This is a genomic window from Lutibacter flavus (assembly GCF_900188355.1).
GTDB lineage: Bacteria > Bacteroidota > Bacteroidia > Flavobacteriales > Flavobacteriaceae > Lutibacter > Lutibacter flavus.
Window position 1 is genome coordinate 1,182,395 of sequence record NZ_FZNX01000001.1, and the last position, 21,072, is coordinate 1,203,466.

General features: G+C 32.2%; 17 protein-coding genes. All 17 read left to right on the forward strand.

Annotation, left to right across the window (positions count from 1 at the left end):
- The first annotated feature begins 218 nt into the window (after positions 1-218).
- The 17 genes from CHB63_RS05215 (at position 219) to fdhF (ending at position 21,064) form a co-directional block, all read left to right on the forward strand.
- Entirely contained in the window at positions 219-1,535 is a 1,317-nt protein-coding gene (locus CHB63_RS05215) for a serine hydrolase domain-containing protein (protein WP_089377342.1), read from the forward strand.
- Complete coding sequence (locus tag CHB63_RS05220; RefSeq protein WP_089377343.1) at positions 1,532-3,118, forward strand: M28 family peptidase; 1,587 nt, start codon at positions 1,532-1,534, stop codon at positions 3,116-3,118. Before CHB63_RS05215 ends, CHB63_RS05220 begins: the two co-directional genes overlap by 4 nt.
- Positions 3,119-3,503: 385 nt before the next feature.
- A complete protein-coding gene (locus tag CHB63_RS05225) occupies positions 3,504-3,962 on the forward strand; it encodes a MarR family winged helix-turn-helix transcriptional regulator (protein ID WP_089377344.1) in 459 nt (152 codons plus the stop codon).
- A 5-nt stretch (positions 3,963-3,967) separates the two neighbouring features.
- Entirely contained in the window at positions 3,968-4,483 is a 516-nt protein-coding gene (locus CHB63_RS05230) for a PepSY domain-containing protein (protein ID WP_089377345.1), read from the forward strand.
- Positions 4,484-4,524: 41 nt separating this feature from the next.
- Positions 4,525-6,468, forward strand: coding sequence for a glycoside hydrolase family 3 protein (locus tag CHB63_RS05235; protein WP_089377346.1), 1,944 nt, complete (start codon positions 4,525-4,527; stop codon positions 6,466-6,468).
- Positions 6,469-6,654: 186 nt separating this feature from the next.
- Entirely contained in the window at positions 6,655-7,020 is a 366-nt protein-coding gene (locus CHB63_RS05240; protein ID WP_089377347.1) for a transposase, read from the forward strand.
- Between the two features lie 300 nt (positions 7,021-7,320).
- Positions 7,321-7,875: an IS3 family transposase gene (locus CHB63_RS05245; protein WP_262494204.1), complete on the forward strand. Its 555-nt coding sequence runs from the start codon at positions 7,321-7,323 to the stop codon at positions 7,873-7,875.
- Positions 7,876-7,963: 88 nt separating this feature from the next.
- Positions 7,964-8,173: a PLD nuclease N-terminal domain-containing protein gene (locus CHB63_RS05250; RefSeq protein ID WP_089377349.1), complete on the forward strand. Its 210-nt coding sequence runs from the start codon at positions 7,964-7,966 to the stop codon at positions 8,171-8,173.
- A 389-nt stretch (positions 8,174-8,562) separates the two neighbouring features.
- Positions 8,563-9,513 (forward strand): polysaccharide deacetylase family protein, encoded by a 951-nt coding sequence (locus tag CHB63_RS05255; RefSeq protein ID WP_089377350.1) that lies wholly within the window; start codon positions 8,563-8,565, stop codon positions 9,511-9,513.
- 356 nt (positions 9,514-9,869) lie between these two features.
- Complete coding sequence (locus CHB63_RS05260) at positions 9,870-11,381, forward strand: vWA domain-containing protein (protein ID WP_089377351.1); 1,512 nt, start codon at positions 9,870-9,872, stop codon at positions 11,379-11,381.
- A 152-nt stretch (positions 11,382-11,533) separates the two neighbouring features.
- Positions 11,534-12,127 (forward strand): acyl carrier protein phosphodiesterase, encoded by a 594-nt coding sequence (locus CHB63_RS05265; protein ID WP_089377352.1) that lies wholly within the window; start codon positions 11,534-11,536, stop codon positions 12,125-12,127.
- Complete coding sequence (ggt, locus tag CHB63_RS05270) at positions 12,124-13,818, forward strand: gamma-glutamyltransferase (RefSeq protein ID WP_089377353.1); 1,695 nt, start codon at positions 12,124-12,126, stop codon at positions 13,816-13,818. The genes CHB63_RS05265 and ggt overlap by 4 nt, the downstream gene beginning before the upstream one ends.
- A 35-nt stretch (positions 13,819-13,853) precedes the next feature.
- Complete coding sequence (locus CHB63_RS05275; RefSeq protein WP_089377354.1) at positions 13,854-14,936, forward strand: AI-2E family transporter; 1,083 nt, start codon at positions 13,854-13,856, stop codon at positions 14,934-14,936.
- A 3-nt stretch (positions 14,937-14,939) separates the two neighbouring features.
- Positions 14,940-15,488, forward strand: coding sequence for a DUF1697 domain-containing protein (locus CHB63_RS05280; protein ID WP_089377355.1), 549 nt, complete (start codon positions 14,940-14,942; stop codon positions 15,486-15,488).
- Position 15,489: 1 nt separating this feature from the next.
- Entirely contained in the window at positions 15,490-16,665 is a 1,176-nt protein-coding gene (locus tag CHB63_RS05285; protein WP_089377356.1) for a class I SAM-dependent methyltransferase, read from the forward strand.
- Positions 16,666-16,716: 51 nt separating this feature from the next.
- The gene (locus CHB63_RS05290; RefSeq protein WP_089377357.1) at positions 16,717-18,342 is read left to right on the forward strand and encodes an NADH-ubiquinone oxidoreductase-F iron-sulfur binding region domain-containing protein; all 1,626 of its coding nucleotides are present in this window, start codon (positions 16,717-16,719) and stop codon (positions 18,340-18,342) included.
- A gap of 7 nt (positions 18,343-18,349) precedes the next feature.
- Positions 18,350-21,064 (forward strand): formate dehydrogenase subunit alpha, encoded by a 2,715-nt coding sequence (fdhF, locus tag CHB63_RS05295; RefSeq protein WP_089377358.1) that lies wholly within the window; start codon positions 18,350-18,352, stop codon positions 21,062-21,064.
- Positions 21,065-21,072: the final 8 nt, after the last annotated feature.

The window sequence follows — 21,072 nt, forward strand, 5'->3', positions numbered from 1 at the left end:
GACTAATGAACAACGAAAGTACAACAACGTGTATAATTCATTGCGCCTGATTTTCCTTTCGGAAAATCCTCACTGCTGAATTATGGGTTCGTGATTATTTGCTAACTTGGTCCTCAACGCAACGAAACCATACACGAACACGTTAGCAAATATTTTTCCAAGAAACCTGTAACCTTAGCAATAGCTTTTGGGTCTAATCAGTAACCTATTAAAAAATCATGAAAAGACTAATCTTATTAATTCCAATACTTTTTATTGGGATAAGCTTACAAGCACAAGTTAATACTAAAGTAAATCTATCTTTTGAAGACAAGGTACAAACCTGGTTAACAGAAAATAATGTTCCGGGAGTTAGTGTCGGTATTATTGAAGAAGGTAAAATTAAATATGTTAAGGCATTTGGAGAGATTCAAAAAGGTGTTCCAGCAGAAGTTAATTCAATTTTTAATATAGCATCCATGACTAAACCAGTTGTGACAATGCTGACTTTAAAATTAGTAGAAGAGGGTAAATGGAAGCTCGATGAACCTCTATTTCATTATTGGGTCGACCCAGATGTAAAAGATGAGCCTTACCATAAAATACTTACTACTCGACATGTTTTAAACCATCAAACGGGATTTACAAATTGGAGATCTGGACATCCCACCAAAAAACTTACATTCGATTTTGAACCCGGAACTCAATATCATTACTCCGGAGAAGGTTTTGAATATTTAAGGAAAGTATTGGAACGAAAGTTTAAAAAACCATTGGAAAAATTATTAGACTCATTAATTTTTAAACCAATTGGAATGGAAAACACTCAATATTGGAACGAAAGTATTGATACGCTTAGACTTGCACGTTGTCACGATGCTAATGGAAATGACTATAATTTTTCTTATAAAACCAGTGTATTGGCCGCAGGCAACCTACTTTCTACTACTGAAGATTATTGCAAATTCTTGATTTATGTTATGAATGGTGCTGGACTTTCACAAAATCTATATGATGATATGCTAAACCCAAAAACAACTGGTAACGAGCATGCACCAAGGGGATTAGGCTGGGAAATTATAAAAGACCTGCCAAATGGTGAATATGCTATAGAACATGGAGGCGTAAATACAGGAATGTGGTCTATGTCTTTTATATTGCCTAAATCTCAACGGGGTATAGTAGTTCTGACAAATGGTGATGGTGGGGCTCTTCTTTATAGCAATATTATTAAAGAAGCTTTTGCTGAAGGAGAAACGATTATCAATTACATAATGGGAGTAAGCCCCCGTGAAATGGTGACACTGTCTGATGAGGTTTTGGAAAGATATACAGGGGATTGGCTAGATTCGGATGGTAGAGAACATACAATTGTTAAAGGTGATGGCGTTTTGAAATTTTCTGGCGAAGGTTTGCCTAATGTAACATTATATCCCGAATCGGAGAATAAGTTTTTTCTTAAAGGATTCGATGTTCAATTTGAATTTACAAATAGTGACTCGTTTACTTTAATCAGTGCTGGCAACATCGACTGGACTGCAAAAAAGGTAAAATGAAAAACATATTAATTAGAAATTACTTAATAGGGATATTTTCTATTCTATTTTTCTTCACCGAAGGAAATATCCTTGCTCAGAATATAGAATCCATTGGGATAAAAACCTTGCGAAAACATATGGATGCTATCGCATCTGATGCAACCGAAGGTCGTCTTACAGGATCAGCCGGATATAGAAAAGCGGCAGATTATGCTGTGACTGTTTTTCAGGAAGCAGGATTAAAACCAGGTTGGATTAATGAAAAAGGTGAGAAATCCTTTTTCCAGCCTGTACCATTAATACGAGATAATTATAAATCTACCTCGTTAACAATCAGAAAAAACGGAGAGGATAATACCTTTGACCATTCGACCAATAACTTCGTTATTTTAAACATTGGAAAGGGAAGCGAAAATAATCAAATTACTTCTCCTGCTTTTATTGGCTATGGCATAAGTGAACCAGAAAAAGGATGGGACGACTATGCAGATTTGGATATTAAAGGAAAATGGGTAATTCTATTAGATGGTTTACCTCCGGAAAATTCAATTCCAACATTCTCGGATAGTCTACGTAAAAAATATTCTGATAGTAAAACACGTAATTCACTGAGAACTAAAATACTTATTGAGCATAAAGTTGCCGGATTGATTATTATACCTTATAAAGCTAAGATTGACAACTGGGAGCATGTTATACGTCTTAGTTACATAGAATATTTTAGTTACGCTGATGATGAAATGAACAGAAAAGAAACACTTGAACCTATTCTACCTGCTATACTTATAGGCCCGGAAATCCTTAAAACACTTTTTGCCGGACAAAGCTTTAATCCTATTACTATTGAAGGTAAATATCACTCATATATTTTAGACGACACAAAACTCAATGCTACCATCAATTGCAAAAAGGAACCGATTAATTGTTATAACATTATAGCAATTGCTCCTGGAACAGATTCAATATTAAAAAATGAATATCTTACTGTTGGTGCACACCTCGACCATCTTGGCAAAATTGGAGATAAGGTGTATAATGGAGCAAACGATGATGCAAGTGGTTGTGTTATTATACTCGAAACTGCCAAAGCAATTGCATTAAATCCGCCTAAAAGGTCCGTGATATTTATTCTTTATACAGCAGAAGAGTTACATGGTTTAGTTGGCTCAAAGCACTTTTTAAGAAGACCTCCAATTCCAATAGATCAAATTTCACTTAATATTAATATTGAACAAATTGGCAGTAAAAACCGCGGTTATAACGGTATTTGGGGTATTGGTGCTCCCCAGTTCAATGATGTTTTCAGTTATGTAAGTAACTCTTACCGGGGAACTAATTTTAAATATGATGACTTAAATGAGAACTTTAGAAATGCACTTAAAGACCAAGTTGATTCTTGGAGTTATATAAAAAAAGGAATACCAGCAATTATGCTATCTTCCGGTGGGTTTCCGGAACATCATACAACAAAGGATAAAATTGAGCTGATAGATTTTGATCATTTACTTGTCGCGGCTAATTTTTTGCATTCCTATATTGTTGAATTAGGGAATGAAAAACAATTAACTGAAACCAATAAAACAAAAAAGACTGATAACTAATGATGAATCTATATATTGAATTCTAAAAACTGAATAAGAATCGATTGTTTAAAATAAATACAAAATAAAACGTTTGCTAACAATGTGTCATACGTAATGGCGGGAGTAGTAGTAAATATCATGGTTTGTGGCTCGCAACAACATCATCTTGGGTTGATAGATAAGATCTCCAAAGTCCGCCACTACGCATACACTAGCCGTTACAGTCAATTTTGACCCATCGATTATTATCTAAGCAACACGCTACACTACCCTTCCATTCTGCCTTCAAATCATTTCTCCTATTTCTTGAAATACAAGTTTTCACTTAAATCAAAACCACAAATTTGCATATTGTTGTCGTATATATTATATTTGCGACAACATTTTAATAAATGGAAATTATATGAAGCATGAACCAGACCCCGATAAGCCCGAAAATGATTTAGGCTTTTTACTATGGCAGATAACCATGACTTGGCAAAGACAGTTAAATAGAGCTTTAGATGAAATTGATTTAACGCACACTCAATTCGCTATCATATCATCACTAAGGTCGTTGCTCAAAGAATCGAATACTGTTACACAAAAATCTATTGCAGAACGCAGTAATACTGATACTATGATGGTTTCTAAAGTGCTACGCACTCTTGAGAAAAAAGGCTTCATAGAAAGAAAAGAGCACGAAACAGATACGAGGGCAAAACGTGTATTTCTTACATCAAAAGGAATAAAAACTTTTAAGCATGCCTTTAAAATCACTTCGGCAACTAATCAAGATTTTTTAAGTAAACTATCAGATAAAGATAAGTTTATCCAGGAGTTACAAAATATAGTGCGAATTGATAAAATATTCAATAAATAACAGATATGGAGTTAAATAACAGACAAATAAGTTTAAAAGCCAGGGTACTACATCGCTATTTAGGGTTTTTCTTAGCTGGTGTAATGGCTATGTATGCCATTAGTGGAATCATTATGATTTTTCGGGAAACGAATTTTTTAAAAACAGAAACCGTTGAAACCCGACAATTAGAAGTCAATCTAACAGGTGGAGAATTAAGTCCAAAGTTGCGAATGGGAGTAAAAGTGGAGAAGCAAGAAGGTGATGTTTTATATTTTAAAGATGGCAATTACAATCAAGCTACGGGAGTGGCAACCGTTAAAAAAATGAAACTGCCATTTATACTTGAAAAGATGGAGCGATTACACAAAGCAACTACGAATAGCCCACTCTATTTTTTCAATATCTTTTTTGGATTGTCATTGCTTTTCTTTGTGCTTTCTGCATTTTGGATGTTTTTGCCAAGTATGCCTTTTTTCAAAAAAGGAATGTACTATGCTGTTGGAGGTATAATACTAACACTCATTATGTTATTCCTCTAAAAAAATTTCTCATTAAATAAATCAAATAAAATCATACAAAAATGAATAAATTCATCGTGGTCTTTTTAGGACTCTTACTATTCATCGGTTGTAATGAACCGAAGCAAGAAGCAACAGAAAATTCAAATTTTGAATTAGTAAAGCAAAAATCTCAAGTTTTACTCGAAAAAGATGGTGTAACATTCAGGGACTTAAATGGGAATGAAAAATTAGACATTTACGAAGATGTCAATCAACCTATCGAAGCGAGAATTGATGATTTGTTGAGCCAAATGACTTTGCAAGAAAAGGCAGGTATGATGTTCATTAATGGTGCACCTGTTAGTGCTGACGGAAAACCAGATGGCAAAGAAGGGCTTGAAGGCCCTGGGGCACGAATGGCTTCCGTTGTTGAAAATATGGACAAACTAAAAATGACACATTTTAATATTTGGACGATTCCTAGTGACCCAAATATTTTTGCAAAATGGTATAATAATGCACAACAAGTTGCTGAAAAAACAAGATTAGGTATTCCGATTACTATCGCTTCAGACCCGAGACATCACTTCAGTAATACCATTTTCTCAATGAGTGCAAAGGGTTTTGCTCAATTTTGTGAAATGCCCGGATTTGCCGCTATTGGCGACGAAAACTTGGTGGCGGAATTTGCAAATATAGTCCGTGAAGAATATTTGGCTATTGGTATTAGAGAGGCATTACATCCTCAAATTGACTTGGCTACTGAACCTCGATGGGCCAGGATTAGTGGAAACTTTAGCGAAGATGCGAAATTAACAGCTCGATTGGTCAAACCTTATATTAAAGGTTTACAAGGCGACAAATTAAGCAATGGCGTAGCTTGTATGACGAAACACTTCCCAGGAGGTGGACCACAAAAAGAAGGTTTAGACCCACATTTTTCATTTCAAAAAGGGCAAATATATCCAGGGGATAATTTTGACTATCACCTTATTCCCTTCGAGGCTGCTTTTGAAGTCAATACGGCTGCTATTATGCCTTATTATGGCGTACCGACTGACCAAACGGACGAGAACGTAGCAATGTCGTATAACAAAACCATCATTACCACTTTGTTAAGAGAGAAATATAAGTACGCTGGTGTCGTTTGCACCGATTGGGGTTTAATTTCAGACCGCCCAATGGGACCAGATGTGGTTTGGAAAGCAAGGGCATGGGGCGTGGAAGATTTAAATGCTGCCGAACGAGCGTTGAAAATTATTGAAGCAGGTTGTGACCAGTTTGGCGGTGAAAATAGACCAGAGTTGATTGTTCAATTGGTCAAAGAAGGTAAACTGACCGAAGAACGTATTGATGTTTCTATAAGACGTTTGCTAAAACAAAAATTTGAGTTGGGTTTGTTTGACAACCCTTTTGTAGATGAAACGAAAGTCAATGAAGTTATTGGTAAAGAATCATCAATAGCATTAGGAGAGAAAACACAAAAGATCTCCATGACACTTTTAAAAAATGATAAATCAACATTGCCATTAGCACAAAATAAATTTAAGGTATATATCGAAAACATAGATAGTACAACGGTAGCAAACTACGCCGAAGTAGTTGTGACACCCGAAGCGGCTGATTTTGCTATAATCAGATTAAATACGCCGTGGTATCCTGCAGAAACAAATGTACCTATGGCAAAAGGTTTTCATCATGGTGATTTAGATTTTAAAGGCGATGAAAAGCAACGAATTTTAGATTTATTGAATAAAGTGCCAACAGTTGTTGATATTTATTTAGATAGACCTGCTGTCATTCCTGAAATTACCAATGCCGCGACGGCTCTAATTGCCAATTATGGTGCAAGTGATAAATCGGTTTGTGAAGTGCTTTTTGGAAATACTGCACCGCAAGGAAAGCTACCTTTCGAGTTGCCGTCTTCTATGCAAGCCGTAGAAAATCAAAAAACGGATGTGCCGTATGATAGCGAAAATCCATTATTTGAATTTGGGTTTGGATTAGAGTATGAAAAGAATTAAAAACTGACTGAAACAACGTATATAAAAAATAGCGATTTAGGTAATTACCTAAACCGTTTTTGTGTTTAATTGAGTATCTTTCTTTCTGGAAAGGTAAAACATTAAAATCCGCTAATTTCCATACACAAACACGTTGTATTTAATAATGACCCGTCCTGAAATAAGGCTACATAATTCAAAACAGTTATGTATAAAAACGACAGAGTAACCAGACGTTACAGCGAACCTTTCAAATTAAAAATTTTAGCCGAACTTACAACTGGAAAGTATAATAAGTATCAACTAGGAAAACTCTATAGTATTGCTCCTACTACCATCAATGAATGGATTAAGAAGTATGACCGTAAAGACCTTATGAACACAAGAGTTATGGTAGAAACTAATGATGAAATATCACGTATTAAAGCACTTCAAAAAGAGATTGAACAACTCAAAAAACTATTGCTGAAAAAAGACTTAGACCAAATGGTAGAAGAATCTTATTTAGAAGTTGCTGCTAAAAAACTAGGCTATAAAAGTGTATTAGAACTTAAAAAAAAACTAAATATTTAGCTTTAGGTATTGCAGTAGATAAATACAAAGGATTTGCATCAATTTCTAATATTTGTGAATGTTTTAATCTCAAAAGAGATGCTTATTATAAATACAAAAACAGAGCTGATAAACGTATTCTAATAGCGCAAAAAATCATTCAGATCGTTAAGAAAAGACGTAAATCCTTACCTAGAGAAGGCGTTAGAAAACTTATCAGATCTTTGAACCTGGAGTTTCAAAAACAAAACCTAAAAGTAGGTAGAGATACTCTATTTAAAGTACTTAGAGAGAATAGTATGCTAACATTAAGGAAGAAATATAGTTGTAGAACTACAAAATTCTTATCACAGATTTTATAAGTATAACAATCTAATAAAAGATATGGAAGTCACGAAACCTAATCAAGTTTGGGCAGCTATAACTTACATCAGAACCTTAAATGGATTCTGTTATTTAGCACTTATTACAGATATGTATTCTCGCAAAATTGTAGGATACGACCTGAGTGATAGTTTAGAACTTAAAGGTTGTGTAAGAGCTCTTAATAAGGCCATATATCAAGCTAAAAACATTAAAGGACTTATTCATCATTCAGACAGAGGAATTCAATATTGCAGCAATGTATACTCCAAAATCCTTAAAAGAAACAAAATAAGTATTAGTATGACAGAGGAAAATCATTGCTACGAAAATGCACTAGCTGAAAGAGTTAACGGAATATTGAAAGATGAATTTTATCTAGACCAAACCTTTATGAATACTGCACACGCAAAAAGAGCTGCAAAAAATGCAATTAAATTATACAACGAAATAAGATTACACTTATCTTTAGACTTTAAAACACCGAATATGGTATATAAATTATCAGCTTAATTATCAATTTTAACTGTAGCCATATTTCAGGACGAGACATGCCCGACAAACAGAAATTTAAATAATATTATTAATAAAAAAGAAAAAGATGACATATTTAGGAATGGTTGGAATTTGGCAAACAATTATATTATTATTAGCATTTAGTGGAATTATCTTGACAATTCTCGCTTTGATTGATATTTTAAAAAGTGAATTTAGGGGAAACAATAAAATTGTTTGGACATTAGTAGTCCTATTTCTAAATTTATTCGGTGCTTTATTATATTTCACTATTGGAAGAAATCAGAAAATATAAAGTTATCAGATTTGAGTACAATTTCGGATTTGAGCAACGAATACTGATTGATTTATCAATATTCTGGAGGAAATTAAGTGACTAATTTTGACTAAAAAGACAAATTTCAGTTTGACTTCTACTCTATCGGATTAGAAATTAAATCTGATTAATTTACAAAATGATTGGAAAAGCACTCAAAGCCAACAACTCATAAAATTTATGCTCACATTTGAACCAAATAACGAACTGACAAACATTCAACTAACAATTTGCTACAACCGAAAAATCTCCGATTTTCCAGTCGCACAAATCATAACCCTAAACCGTTAGCCTTCATTATGACTAATTAAGAAACTAATGATTCAATTGCTTAATAAAAAATTCATAAACAGAACAAATTCGAAACAATGAAAACTAAAGAAATTATTAAAAGAAAACGCTTTATATATGTTAGTAGATTAGCTTTGGCATCAATCTTCATATTGATTGCGTTTTCGGTTAAAGCACAGGATAATATTGCAACTAAATTAGGTTACGCTGCAAATGCAAAACTGCTAATTATTCATGCAGACGACTTAGGTGTATCTCATTCTGAAAACATGGCTTCTATCGAGGCCATAGAAAATGGTTCTGTAAATTCGGCAAGTTTGATGATGCCTACACCATGGGTATTAGAAGTTGCCAACTACGCCAAAAAAAATGCTACAACTCATGATTTTGGTTTGCACTTGGTTTTATCTTCAGAATGGAAAAATTATAGATGGGGACCTGTTAGTTCTATCGAAAAAGTCCCCAGTTTAATTAATGAATTTGGATATTTTCATGAAGGATGTACACCAACTGTGAATGTTAAAGAAGTAGAGGTGGAATTAAAGGCACAAATTGACAGGGCGTATTCCATGGGATTCGAACCTACTCACTTAGATAGCCATATGAACTGCTTGTTTCAGTCTGAAGAATTAATAGAAGTTTATTTAAAAATGGGAAAATTATATAAGTTACCAGTTCTTGCAACTAAACAAGCTGTTCCTGAAGAACTTCTTAGGAAGTATGATATACAAATTTTATTGGAGGAGGTTTTAACTATTATGCCGGAAGAATACATCAAGGGACCAGAAGATTATTATATCAATGCAATTAAAAATTTAAAACCTGGTTTATCGACTTTTTTGATTCATACAGCCTACAATAATGATGAAATGAAAGGCATGAATATTGATAATACCGAATGGGGTAATGAATGGAGACAGAAAGATTTTGATTTTTTTACAAGTGATACTTGTAAAAATATTCTTAAAGAGGAAAATATTATATTGGTTACTTGGCGACAAGTTAAAGATGCGTTTTATTCAAATTAGTGAATTTCGGCTTGTTTCATCGAAATTAATAATAATGGGAGGGAATATTTTCGGAAACTAAAAAAAGTTAAAATTCAAGGAAAACAAAGGCTAACACTATATAAAATTTATGCTCAAATCGGATTTAGTATAAACCGACAAACATTCAACAAACGATTTGCTTCGTCCGAAAAATCTCCGATTCTTTTTAAGTAACAGTAAAACAAAAGATTCCGCCAATGGCGGAATCTTTTGTTTTTAAATCAGACATCCAAAAAAAATAAATACATTTTTATATGTTATTCATAATTGAATGTAGCGTTTCTCTTTCATATTGCGTATTGTAAATAAACTCATTAATACCAAAAAATACCAATATGAAAAATAGCACCAAACTTATACTAAGTACAAAAAAGATTATAATTTTAACCTTTTCCATATTTCTTGGGTTAATTTCTTGTGACACTTTGGAGAACGAATTAGTAGATACTAATTCCTATTCTAGTCAATACGAAGGGTTTCCTGCAATTTCTTTACCTGGAGATAAATACAATGAATACACAGAAAACCCATTTATGAATGTAGCTGAAAATCCAGTTTCAAAATTTTCAACAGACGCAGATGGGGCTTCATATGCCAACGTACGTAGATTCATTCAACAAGACAAACAACTTCCTCCAAAAGGAGCAATAAGAACAGAGGAACTTCTAAATTATTTTCAATTAGATTATAAATTTAACAATACTTCACACCCAATTACTCTAAACGGAGAAGTAAGCGAATGCCCTTGGAACGGTACTCATAAATTAGTTAGGATTGGGTTAAAAGGAAAACCTATCTCCAAAGAAAACCTACCTGCTTCAAATTTTGTTTTTCTAATCGATGTTTCAGGCTCAATGGGAAGTGAAGACAAATTAGAACTTTTAAAAAATGGATTTAAGTATTTTGTTGACGAATTATCGAGCAACGATAGAGTTGCAATTGTAACCTATGCAGGTTCTGCCGGTGTTGTGTTAGAATCTACATCTGGAGATGAAAAACAAAAAATTAAAAATGCAATTAATTCATTGGGTTCAGGTGGAAGTACTGCAGGCGCTGAAGGAATAATTACGGCTTACGAAATTGCACAACAACATTTAATTGCCAATGGAAATAATAGAATTGTAATTGGTACAGATGGAGATTTTAATGTAGGACCTTCCAGTCAGGAAGAGTTAATAGAATTAATAGAAGAAAAAAGGGAATTAGGTATTTTTTTAACTGTTTTAGGAGTTGGTCGTGGCAATCTAAATGATGCATCTTTAGAACAAATTGCAAATAATGGTAATGGTACTTATGAATATATTGATAATTTAGAACAACTAAAAAAAGTATTTATTTACGATTATAACAAATTTTATACGGTTGCAAAAGATGTTAAAATTCAGGTTGAATTTAATCCTAATAATGTTGAAGCTTATAGATTAATAGGTTATGAAAATAGAGCACTCGAAAATGAAGATTTTGAAGATGACCAAAAAGATGCTGGCGAAATTGGATCCAATCAAAATGTAACAGTGCTTTATGAAATTATTCCAAAAAATAATACAAACTCTCCTAATACTCCAACATTTACAATTGACTTTAGATATAAAAATCCAGACTCAGACACAAGTAATCCTTTAGAATTAGAAATATTTGATACTGGAAAAACATTTAATCAATCAACTGATTTTATGAAATTCACATCAAGTGTTGCTTCATTTTCTATGTTGCTTTCTGATTCAGAATATAAAGGAACAAGTAATTATAATACAATTATAAATTGGTTAAATTCAACCAACTTAAACGATGAGCACGGTTTTAAAGCCGCTTTTAAAGAATTGGTTAAAGAGGCTAAAGAATTGTAAAAAAGAATCTTAAATACAGAGTTTATAAATGATCAAATTTTTAAAATATTATTGTAGTCTGTGATGCTAAAAAGCTAACATTTATCAAAATATTAAAGATTTAAAAACCGCCAATGGCGGTTTTTTTTGTATCATTGTTTTAAAATAATTCTATGAATTTTTTAGCACATTTATACCTTTCAAAAGAAAACAAAAATATATTAATTGGAAATTTTATTTCTGATGCCATAAAAGGTAGTGATTATAAAAATTATCCTCATGAAATTAAAGCAGGGATCTTGTTACATAGAGAAATTGACACCTTTACTGATTCACACCCAATTGTTAGAAAAAGTATGCACCGTTTAAACAAGCGTTACAGACACTATGATGGCGTAATTATCGATTTATTGTACGATCATTATTTGGCTAAAAATTGGGCAAATTATTCGGAAATTCCTTTAGCGTTATATGCTAAATATATATATGCTTTTTTACTTGAAAATATTCAATCCTTTCCAGAAGAACTACAAAAATTACTACCAAATATGATCAAGCATAATTGGCTAGTTACTTATGCTTCTTTAGAAGGAATGGAGCGGGTTTTAGCAGGAATGAATAGACTTACCAAAGGAATTTCTAAAATGGATTTGGCCATTGAAGACTTAAAATTGTATTATAAAGAATTTGAAGAAGATTTTACATTATATTTTAAAGAATTAGAAAAATTTACTGACGAAAAAACAAGCTTTTTATTATCAAAATGAGAAAAATTAGTACTGTAATACTTTTAGCATTTTTATTATTTCAATGCAAAAATAATCCTCCTGAAAAAAGTAGAATTACTGGTGTTATTGCCGATAGTGCAATGGTCGTTTCAGCAAGAGAAGAAGCTTCTCTAATTGGTACAGCAATTTTAAAAAAAGGTGGAAATGCTTTTGATGCAATGATTGCCACAGAATTAGCCTTGGCAGTGGCATATCCATTTGCTGGAAATATAGGTGGCGGTGGTTTTATGGTTTACCGCACAAATAATGGCAAAACCGGAGCTTTAGACTATCGGGAAAAAGCACCTCTTGCGGCTTCAAAAAATATGTATTTAGATGAACACGGAGAAATAATAAAAGGAAAAAGTACTTTAGGAGCAATGGCAATTGGTATTCCTGGTACTGTTGATGGCTTATTTAAAGTGCACGAAAAATTTGGAACTTTACCTTTTTCAGAATTAATTCAGCCTTCAATAAATTTAGCCAGAAAAGGTGTAATTGTTACTAAAAAACAGGCCGAGAGACTCCTTAAATACAGAAAATATTTTTCTGAAGTTAACGATACTCAAATAATTTTTGACGCTGATTGGAAAGAAAACGACACTATTAAATATCCTGAATTGGCTAAAACTTTAGAAAGAATTAGAGATAATGGAAGAGATGGTTTTTATAAAGGTGAAACCGCCGAAATGTTGGTAAATTATGTTCAAAAATTAGGAGGAATTATTACTTCAGAAGATTTAGAAAAATATGAAGCAAAATGGAGAAATCCAATTGAGTTTACCTATAAAGATTTAAAGATTATTGCAATGTCGCCTCCTTCAAGCGGAGGTATTTGTAATGCTCAGATTTTTAAAGCTATAGAACCTTTTGAAATTGCTAAATTTGGACATAACACATTAAAATCCATTCAATTAATAACAGAAGCCGAAAGAAGAGCTTATGCAGATAGATCTTATTATTTAGGCGATCCGGACTTTGTAAAAATTCCAATTGACACATTAATTTCATCAAACTATGTTCAAAAAAGAATGGCTGATTTTTCTTGGGACAAAGCTACTTCATCCTCCAATGTGGAGCACGGCAACATCTCTGGTTATGAAAGTGATGAAACTACCCACTACTCTATTATTGATCAATTTGGGAATGCAATTTCAGCAACAACCACATTAAATGGAGCTTATGGTTCTAAAGTGTACGTAACTGAAGGAGGTTTTTTATTAAATAATGAAATGGACGATTTTAGTTCTAAACCAGGAACTCCAAATATGTTTGGTTTAATTGGTGCAGAAGCAAATGCAATTCAGCCTGAAAAAAGAATGCTAAGTTCTATGACGCCAACAATTGTTGAAAAAAACAATGAGCTATTTATGTCTTTGGGTTCTCCAGGTGGATCAACTATTATAACCTGTGTAATGCAAACTATTTTAAATGTTTATGAATTTAATTTAGGAATGCAGGAAGCCGTAAATGCACCTCGTTTTCACCATCAATGGTTACCAGATGTAATTACAATGGAACCTATTGGATTTAATGAAAAATTAATTAAAGAACTTGAAGAAAAAGGTTATAAAATTAATCAGGAAGATTCAAAAATTATTGGTAAAGTTGATGCTATTTTAAAATTACCTAATGGGAAATTAGAAGGTGGAGCCGATTATCGTGGGGATGATAAAGCCATTGGTTTTTAATAAAATTCATACCTTTATAACTAGAAAAAATAAAAATGACTTCAAACACAATTACAAACGGAATTTTAAAAGCTATTGCCATACTTATTGGTGTATTTTTATTGCTCTTTTTTTTATTTAAAATTCAATCTATTCTAATTTATATTGCAATTGCAGCTGTAATATCTTTAATTGGAAGTCCAATTATTAAATTTCTAAAAGGGAGGTTAAAATTCCCAAATACTTTAGCAGTAATTTCAACAATGTTATTGTTTCTGGGAATATTTTCTGGATTGATAAGTATGTTTATTCCTTTAATAATTGAACAAGGTGAAAACTTATCGCTACTAAATATTGATCAGCTTCAAACTAATATTGAACATTTGTTAAATCAAATTAACGATTACTTTTTAGCCCATAATATTGATGTTTTAAACGAATTAAAAAATGCTGATTTATTTAAAAATTTAACAGCCATTCCAAATCTTTTAAACTCTGTAATTGGTACTCTTGGTAACCTTAGTATTGCATTATTTTCAGTACTTTTCATCACTTTTTTTTTAATGAAAGACACGCATATTATGGAAAATTCCATTTATGTTTTGGTAAGTGATAAAAATGAAAATAAACTTAAAAAATCACTGTCAACTATCAACCATTTACTTTCAAGATACTTTATAGGTTTGGTTTTTCAAATTACTATTCTCTTTGTAATTTACACAATTACACTGCTGATTTTTGGAATTGAAAATGCAATTGTAATCGCATTTTTATGTGCACTCTTAAACCTAATTCCATATATTGGACCATTAATTGGCGGATTAATCATGTTGTTTTTATCAATGAGTAGTAATCTTGGTCAAGATTTTCAAACCGTAATTTTACCAACCACAATTTATGTGATGATTGGTTATGTTTTTGCACAATTAATTGACAATTTTTTAAGTCAGCCGCTTATCTTTTCAAATAGTGTAAAATCACATCCTTTAGAAATTTTTCTGGTTATTATGATTGCCGGTGTTTTATTTGGAGTTTCAGGAATGATTGTGGCCATACCAACTTACACAGCAATTAAAGTGATTTTGAAAGCCTTTTTAGCGGATAACAAAATTGTAAAATCACTTACCAAAAACTTATAATAAATGACAACTTATATTGCGCTGTTACGAGGCATAAATGTATCTGGGAAAAATATTATTAAAATGGTTGAATTGAAACAACTGTTTATAAACTTAGGTTATTATGATGTAATTACATATATACAAAGTGGAAATGTACTTTTTAAGTCTAGTATTAAGGAACAACAGCTTCTTGAAGACACAATAGTTGCTGCTATTTCGAAGCATTTTGAATATGACGTTAATGTTTTAGTGTTAACAAAAAATGAATTGACAACTATATTTAATTCAAATCCATTTCTTGCAAAGGATTCAGCTATGGATATTTCAAAATTACACCTTACTTTATTAAATAATGAACCAGATTTGAGCAAAAAACATCAAATTGAAACACTCGTTATAAATAGTGATGACGAATTTATTATTCATAAAAACAGCGTGTATTTACATTGTCCAAATGGTCAGGCTAAAACTAAGCTAACCAATAATCTTTTTCAAAAAAAGTTAAATTCTGCAGCTACCACAAGAAACTGGAGAACAATTACAAAACTTATAGAATTAAGTAATCAATAGTTTGAATAGCAATATTTTAAATAAAAAAATTCAAGAATTTATTAATTCTAATTTAAAATCGGATATCACAAAACTCGTTTTAAAAGGCAGTCCGTTTGTTAATGTTTCCATACAGGAAATTGCGGAACAAATTATAACAAAAAACAAATGTGAACGCAAACTCCCAACCTGGTTTTCAGCAGAAAACATCTATTATCCAAATAAATTAAACATAGAGCAAACTTCTTCTGAAACTACAGCAAAATATAAAGCTAATTTAGTTTCAGGGAACTCATTAATAGATATTACAGGTGGTTTTGGAGTGGATGCCTATTATTTTTCACAAAAAATTAAAGAGGTAACACATTGTGAAATTAATAAGGAATTATCTGAAATTGTTTCTCATAATTACGAACAGTTAAATGCTGAAAATATAAAAACTCAAATTGATGATGGAATCGAGTTTTTGAAAAATTCAAATGAAAAATTCGATTGGATTTTTACAGATCCATCACGAAGAAATGATGCAAAAGGAAAAGTGTTTTTATTAAAAGATTGTTTGCCTAATATTCCTGAAAACTTAGCTGTTTTATTTGAAAAATCGGATCATTTATTAATTAAGGTTTCTCCCATTTTAGATATCACCAGTGCCATTAATGAATTAAATTTTGTAAAAGAAATACATATTGTAGCTGTTGAAAATGAAGTAAAAGAATTATTGTTTTTACTACAAAAAAACTACACTCAACAAATTAAAATTAAGACAACTAACTTCAATAAAAAAGAAATACATAATTTTAATTTCACTTTTAATGAAGAAAGTCAAGCAACGTTTTCTGAACCTAAAAAATATTTGTTCGAACCAAATGCAGCTATTTTAAAATCTGGAGGATTCAATCAAATTTCGGAACAACTTAAAATTGACAAACTCCACTCACAATCTCATTTATACACTTCACAAAATGTAATTGATTTTCCCGGAAGAAGTTTTGAGATAAAGAATTGTATTTCCTACGATAAAAAACAGCTTAAGAAATTAATCCCTTCAAAAAAAGCAAATATTACAACCAGAAACTTTCCAGAAACTGTTGCTCAAATTCGAAAAAAAACAGGTTTAAAAGATGGCGGAAATCAGTATCTATTTTTCACAACTAACTGTAATAGTGAACATATCGTTTTAATTTGTGAAAAGGTTTAAACAAAAACCTCATTTAATTTTACTATTTTTAGCTAATCAGACTTTATCGATATGGCTAATAAAAACATACGTGCATTATCTTCAAGAAAAGAATTAAATGATAATTTATTCGAAAATATAGCAGGTTTATCTCAAAAAAATGTTTCAAAGGAAGATTTTCAAGAACTGGCAAAACGTTTTATGATTGATGATTCAGTTGTTGTTGGCGCAGCCTCATTTTATGATTTTACACGTGAAGAAAATCGAAACAAAAAAATTCATGTATGCAGTGGAACTGCTTGTATGATGGCAAATACTCAAAGTAAACTTAAAAAAAATATTGAAAATTATTTTGATAAAAGTGAAATAGGTCACGCTGCCTGTGTGGGCCGTTGCCATTCTAGCAATGCATTTATGTTTGATAGCAAGACTTATTCGGCAACAAATGAGAAAGAACTTTCAAGTATAATATCCGATAAAAAACACCAAGAAAATAACTATAATATTGGGTGCAACACAACACCAATATTAACTTCTAAAATTGAAAATATTTCCAATTTTTATTCATTAGCCGAAAAATTCAAAGAGAAACCGCAGCAAGTTATTCAAGAGCTAAAAACCTCAAATTTAAGAGGTCGTGGTGGTGCTGGATTTCCTTTTTGGTTCAAATTAGATGCCGTAATTAAAGAGTCAAATCCTAAAAAATATATAGTTTGTAATGCAGACGAAGGTGATCCTGGCGCATATTCGGATATGTATTTAATGGAGCACCAAGCTCATAAAGTATTGTTTGGAATGTATCTTTCCGGGTTAACTGTTAGTGCAAATACCGGGGTTTTATATATTAGAGGTGAATATCCAGATTCGATTAAAATTGTTGGAGAAGCCATAAATGAATTGAAAGAAAAAAACTTAATTGGCGATTTTAAATTCAAAATAATTAGAGGACAAGGTTCTTATGTTTGTGGTGAAGAAACAGCACTTTTAAACTCTATTGAAGGCTTACGTCCTGAAGTTAGAGTTCGGCCACCTTATCCTGCACAATATGGTTTGTATGGCAAACCAACGGTTTTAAGTAATGTTGAAACGTTTGCAAATATTCATTGGATTTTAGAAAACGGCGGGGAAGCTTTTGCAAAACTTGGAACCAAACAGTCAACAGGAACTAAATTAGTATCGTTAGATAGTTTTTTCAACAAACCCGGAATGTATGAAATTGAAATGGGAACAGATTTACACACTATTTTTAGCGAATTTGGAGGCGGATTTAAATCTAAAATAAAAGGATTTCAAATTGGTGGACCTTTAGGCGGAATTGTACCAATGCATAAAATAGCAGATTTAACGTTGGATTTTGAATCTTTAAATTCCAATGGGTTTTTATTAGGGCACGCAAGTGTGGTTTCTATTCCAACTGATTTTCCAATGGTGAAATTTTTAGAACATTTAATGGAATTTACCTCTGATGAATCTTGTGGAAAATGTTACCCTTGCAGAATTGGATCGTTTAGAGGAATGGAAATGCTTCAAAAAGCTCAAACCTCAAGCTATAAAATTGACAGACAATTATTTGATGACTTATTAGAAACCCTTGAAATTGGGTCGCTTTGCGCTTTAGGTGGTGGAGTTCCATTGCCTATAAAAAATGCATTGCAATATTTTGAAGAAGAACTAAAACACTATTTTACTTCTAACTAAAATCAATATGAAGGCATATATCAACAACATAGCATATGATATTATTCAAGGTGAAACCATCTTAGAATTTGTTCGAAGAATTGAAAAAAATAAGGAAGCCATTCCAACTATGTGCCAAGATGATCGTTTGGAAAATTTTGGATCTTGTAGAATTTGTTCTGTGGAAGTTGCTCGTGAAAAAGATGGAAAAACAAAAACAATGGCATCTTGCCACACTCCTATTTCTGAAGGATTTTATATTTATCCAAATACTGAAAGAATAAAACGCTTGCGTAAAAATATTGTTGAATTGGTGTTAACAGATTATCCAGCGGATAAAATATTTCCTTCAAAAGACAAAAAAGCAACTCCTTTTCAAGAAACTATTGCACAAATTGGGATTCCAGACATTCGTTATCCCAAAGGCGCTAATCATTTTGATATTCAGCCAGACAGAGCACATCCTTACATAAAATCGGATTTATCACAATGCATCAATTGTTATAGATGCGTAAGAGCTTGTGAAGAAATTCAGGGTGAAATGATTTTAGGAATGTCGGGGCGTGGATTTGCAACCAATATTATTAAAGGTTTTGATACTTCATTTGATGAATCTGCCTGTGTTTCTTGCGGTGCTTGTGTGCAAACGTGTCCAACGGAAGCCTTAACCGATAAATTTGAAACCAAAACTTTAATTGCAGATAAAACAGTGAGAACTACTTGCACTTATTGTGGCGTTGGTTGTCAGTTAGATGTTTCAGTAATTGATGGAAAAATTAGAGGAATTCAAGCGCCAGAGACTGCTGAAGTAAATCAAGGGCACACCTGTTTAAAAGGTCGTTTTGCATTTCAATTTTACGACCATCCAGATAGACTTCACGAGCCAATGATTAAAAAGAATGGCAAATTTGAAATAGCTACTTGGGATGAAGCTTATGATTTTATTGCAAAAAAAATAATTGACATCAAAACGAAATATGGACCTGATTCCATCGGTGGATTTTCTTCATCAAGAGCCACTAACGAGGAAAATTATTTAATGCAAAAAATGATACGGGTTGCTATTGGAACTAACAATATTGATGGTTGTGCGCGTGTTTGCCACGCTCCTACCGCTTTTGGAATGCAACAATCATTTGGTACAGGAGCAGCAACAAATTCAATAGAAGATTTAAAACAAACCGATGCTATATTCTTGTTTGGTGCTAATCCTGTGAAAGGTCATCCGGTAACTGGCGCTAAAATAAAACAGGCTTTTATGAAAGGGATTACCTCAATTGTGGTAGATCCTATCAAAACTTCTTTAGCAGAATTGGCGGATTATCATTTACAAATTAGACCAGGAACTAATGTGGCAATTTTAAATATGATGGCGCATTATATTATTAAAGAAAATTTAGTAAATCAGCATTTTATAGATTCTTATACTGAAAAATATGAAGCGTTTAAAAAACATGTTGAAAATCTTAATATGAGTGAATTAGAAACACTTACAGGTGTTTCTAAAGAATTGGTAAAAAAAGCTGCCATTGCTTATGCAAAAGCCAACAGTGCTATGGAATTTCACGGGTTAGGTGTTACAGAACACTATCAAGGAAGTAAAACCGTAATGTTATTGTCTAATTTGGCAATGATGACTGGTAATGTTGGTAGAAATGGAGTTGGTTTAAATCCTTTACGTGGACAAAATAACGTGCAAGGAGCAGCAGATATGGGAGTACAACCACATCAAGGAGCTGGTTATATGGATATTAACAAACCTGAAGTTCAAAAATATTATGCAAAAAAATATGGGGTTCTAAAAATGCCAGAACACGAAGGTTTAAAAATTCCTGAAATGTTAGATGCCGCTATTGATGGAAAATTAAAGGCGCTGTATATTATGGGGGAAGATACCATTATGACAGATCCAAACACGAACCATAGCATCAAAGCTTTTGAAAATTTAGAATTAATTGTAGTACAAGAATTATTTATGACTGCAACCACTAAAATGGCTGATGTGGTTTTACCTGCTTCTTCCTATTTTGAAAAAAATGGAACATTTACAAATGGAGAGCGAAGAGTTCAACGCGTAAATAAAGTTATTGAACCTATTGGAAATACTAAACCAGACGGACAAATTATTATTGATGTTATGAGCCGTTTGGGCTATAATCAACCAACAGGTTCAACTTATGATGCTGCTAAAATAATTGAAGAAATTGCAGATGTTATTCCCTTTATGAAAGGTTTAACCTGGGAACGCTTAGGTGAAAATGGATTGCAATGGCCTATAAAAGAAGATGGTACTGATACACCAATGCTTCATATTGATGGACATTTCAAAAAAGGAACAGGAACTTTTCATCATTTTGATTTTGAAGAATCTCCAGAAATTGTTTCACATGGTAATAAATATCCATTTATTTTAACAACAGGAAGAGAACTAGAACATTACAATTCTGGAACAATGACAAGAAGAACCGACAACCAAATTATTTTATCAAAAGATATTTTAGAAGTTCATCCAAGAGATGCAAAGGCGAAAGGAATTGAAGACAATGAGATGGTTCGAATTTTTTCTGATAGAGGAAGTGTCAACATTCCAATAAAATACTCTAAAAACGTTAAAAGAGGCGTTTTAAGAACTACTTTCCATCAACCTGAAGTATTTATCAATATTATTACAGGAAGCGTTGGAGACAAAGAAACTATGACTCCGGAATACAAAGTAGTAGCAGTTGATTTTGAACGTGTTTAACAAAAATA

Coding starts and splice junctions, on each gene's coding strand:
- CHB63_RS05215 (WP_089377342.1), top strand. CDS start 219: ATGAAAAGACTAATCTTATTAATTCCAATACTTTTTATTGGGATAAGC.
- CHB63_RS05220 (WP_089377343.1), top strand. CDS start 1,532: ATGAAAAACATATTAATTAGAAATTACTTAATAGGGATATTTTCTATT.
- CHB63_RS05225 (WP_089377344.1), top strand. CDS start 3,504: ATGAAGCATGAACCAGACCCCGATAAGCCCGAAAATGATTTAGGCTTT.
- CHB63_RS05230 (WP_089377345.1), top strand. CDS start 3,968: ATGGAGTTAAATAACAGACAAATAAGTTTAAAAGCCAGGGTACTACAT.
- CHB63_RS05235 (WP_089377346.1), top strand. CDS start 4,525: ATGAATAAATTCATCGTGGTCTTTTTAGGACTCTTACTATTCATCGGT.
- CHB63_RS05240 (WP_089377347.1), top strand. CDS start 6,655: ATGTATAAAAACGACAGAGTAACCAGACGTTACAGCGAACCTTTCAAA.
- CHB63_RS05250 (WP_089377349.1), top strand. CDS start 7,964: ATGACATATTTAGGAATGGTTGGAATTTGGCAAACAATTATATTATTA.
- CHB63_RS05255 (WP_089377350.1), top strand. CDS start 8,563: ATGAAAACTAAAGAAATTATTAAAAGAAAACGCTTTATATATGTTAGT.
- CHB63_RS05260 (WP_089377351.1), top strand. CDS start 9,870: ATGAAAAATAGCACCAAACTTATACTAAGTACAAAAAAGATTATAATT.
- CHB63_RS05265 (WP_089377352.1), top strand. CDS start 11,534: ATGAATTTTTTAGCACATTTATACCTTTCAAAAGAAAACAAAAATATA.
- ggt (WP_089377353.1), top strand. CDS start 12,124: ATGAGAAAAATTAGTACTGTAATACTTTTAGCATTTTTATTATTTCAA.
- CHB63_RS05275 (WP_089377354.1), top strand. CDS start 13,854: ATGACTTCAAACACAATTACAAACGGAATTTTAAAAGCTATTGCCATA.
- CHB63_RS05280 (WP_089377355.1), top strand. CDS start 14,940: ATGACAACTTATATTGCGCTGTTACGAGGCATAAATGTATCTGGGAAA.
- CHB63_RS05290 (WP_089377357.1), top strand. CDS start 16,717: ATGGCTAATAAAAACATACGTGCATTATCTTCAAGAAAAGAATTAAAT.
- fdhF (WP_089377358.1), top strand. CDS start 18,350: ATGAAGGCATATATCAACAACATAGCATATGATATTATTCAAGGTGAA.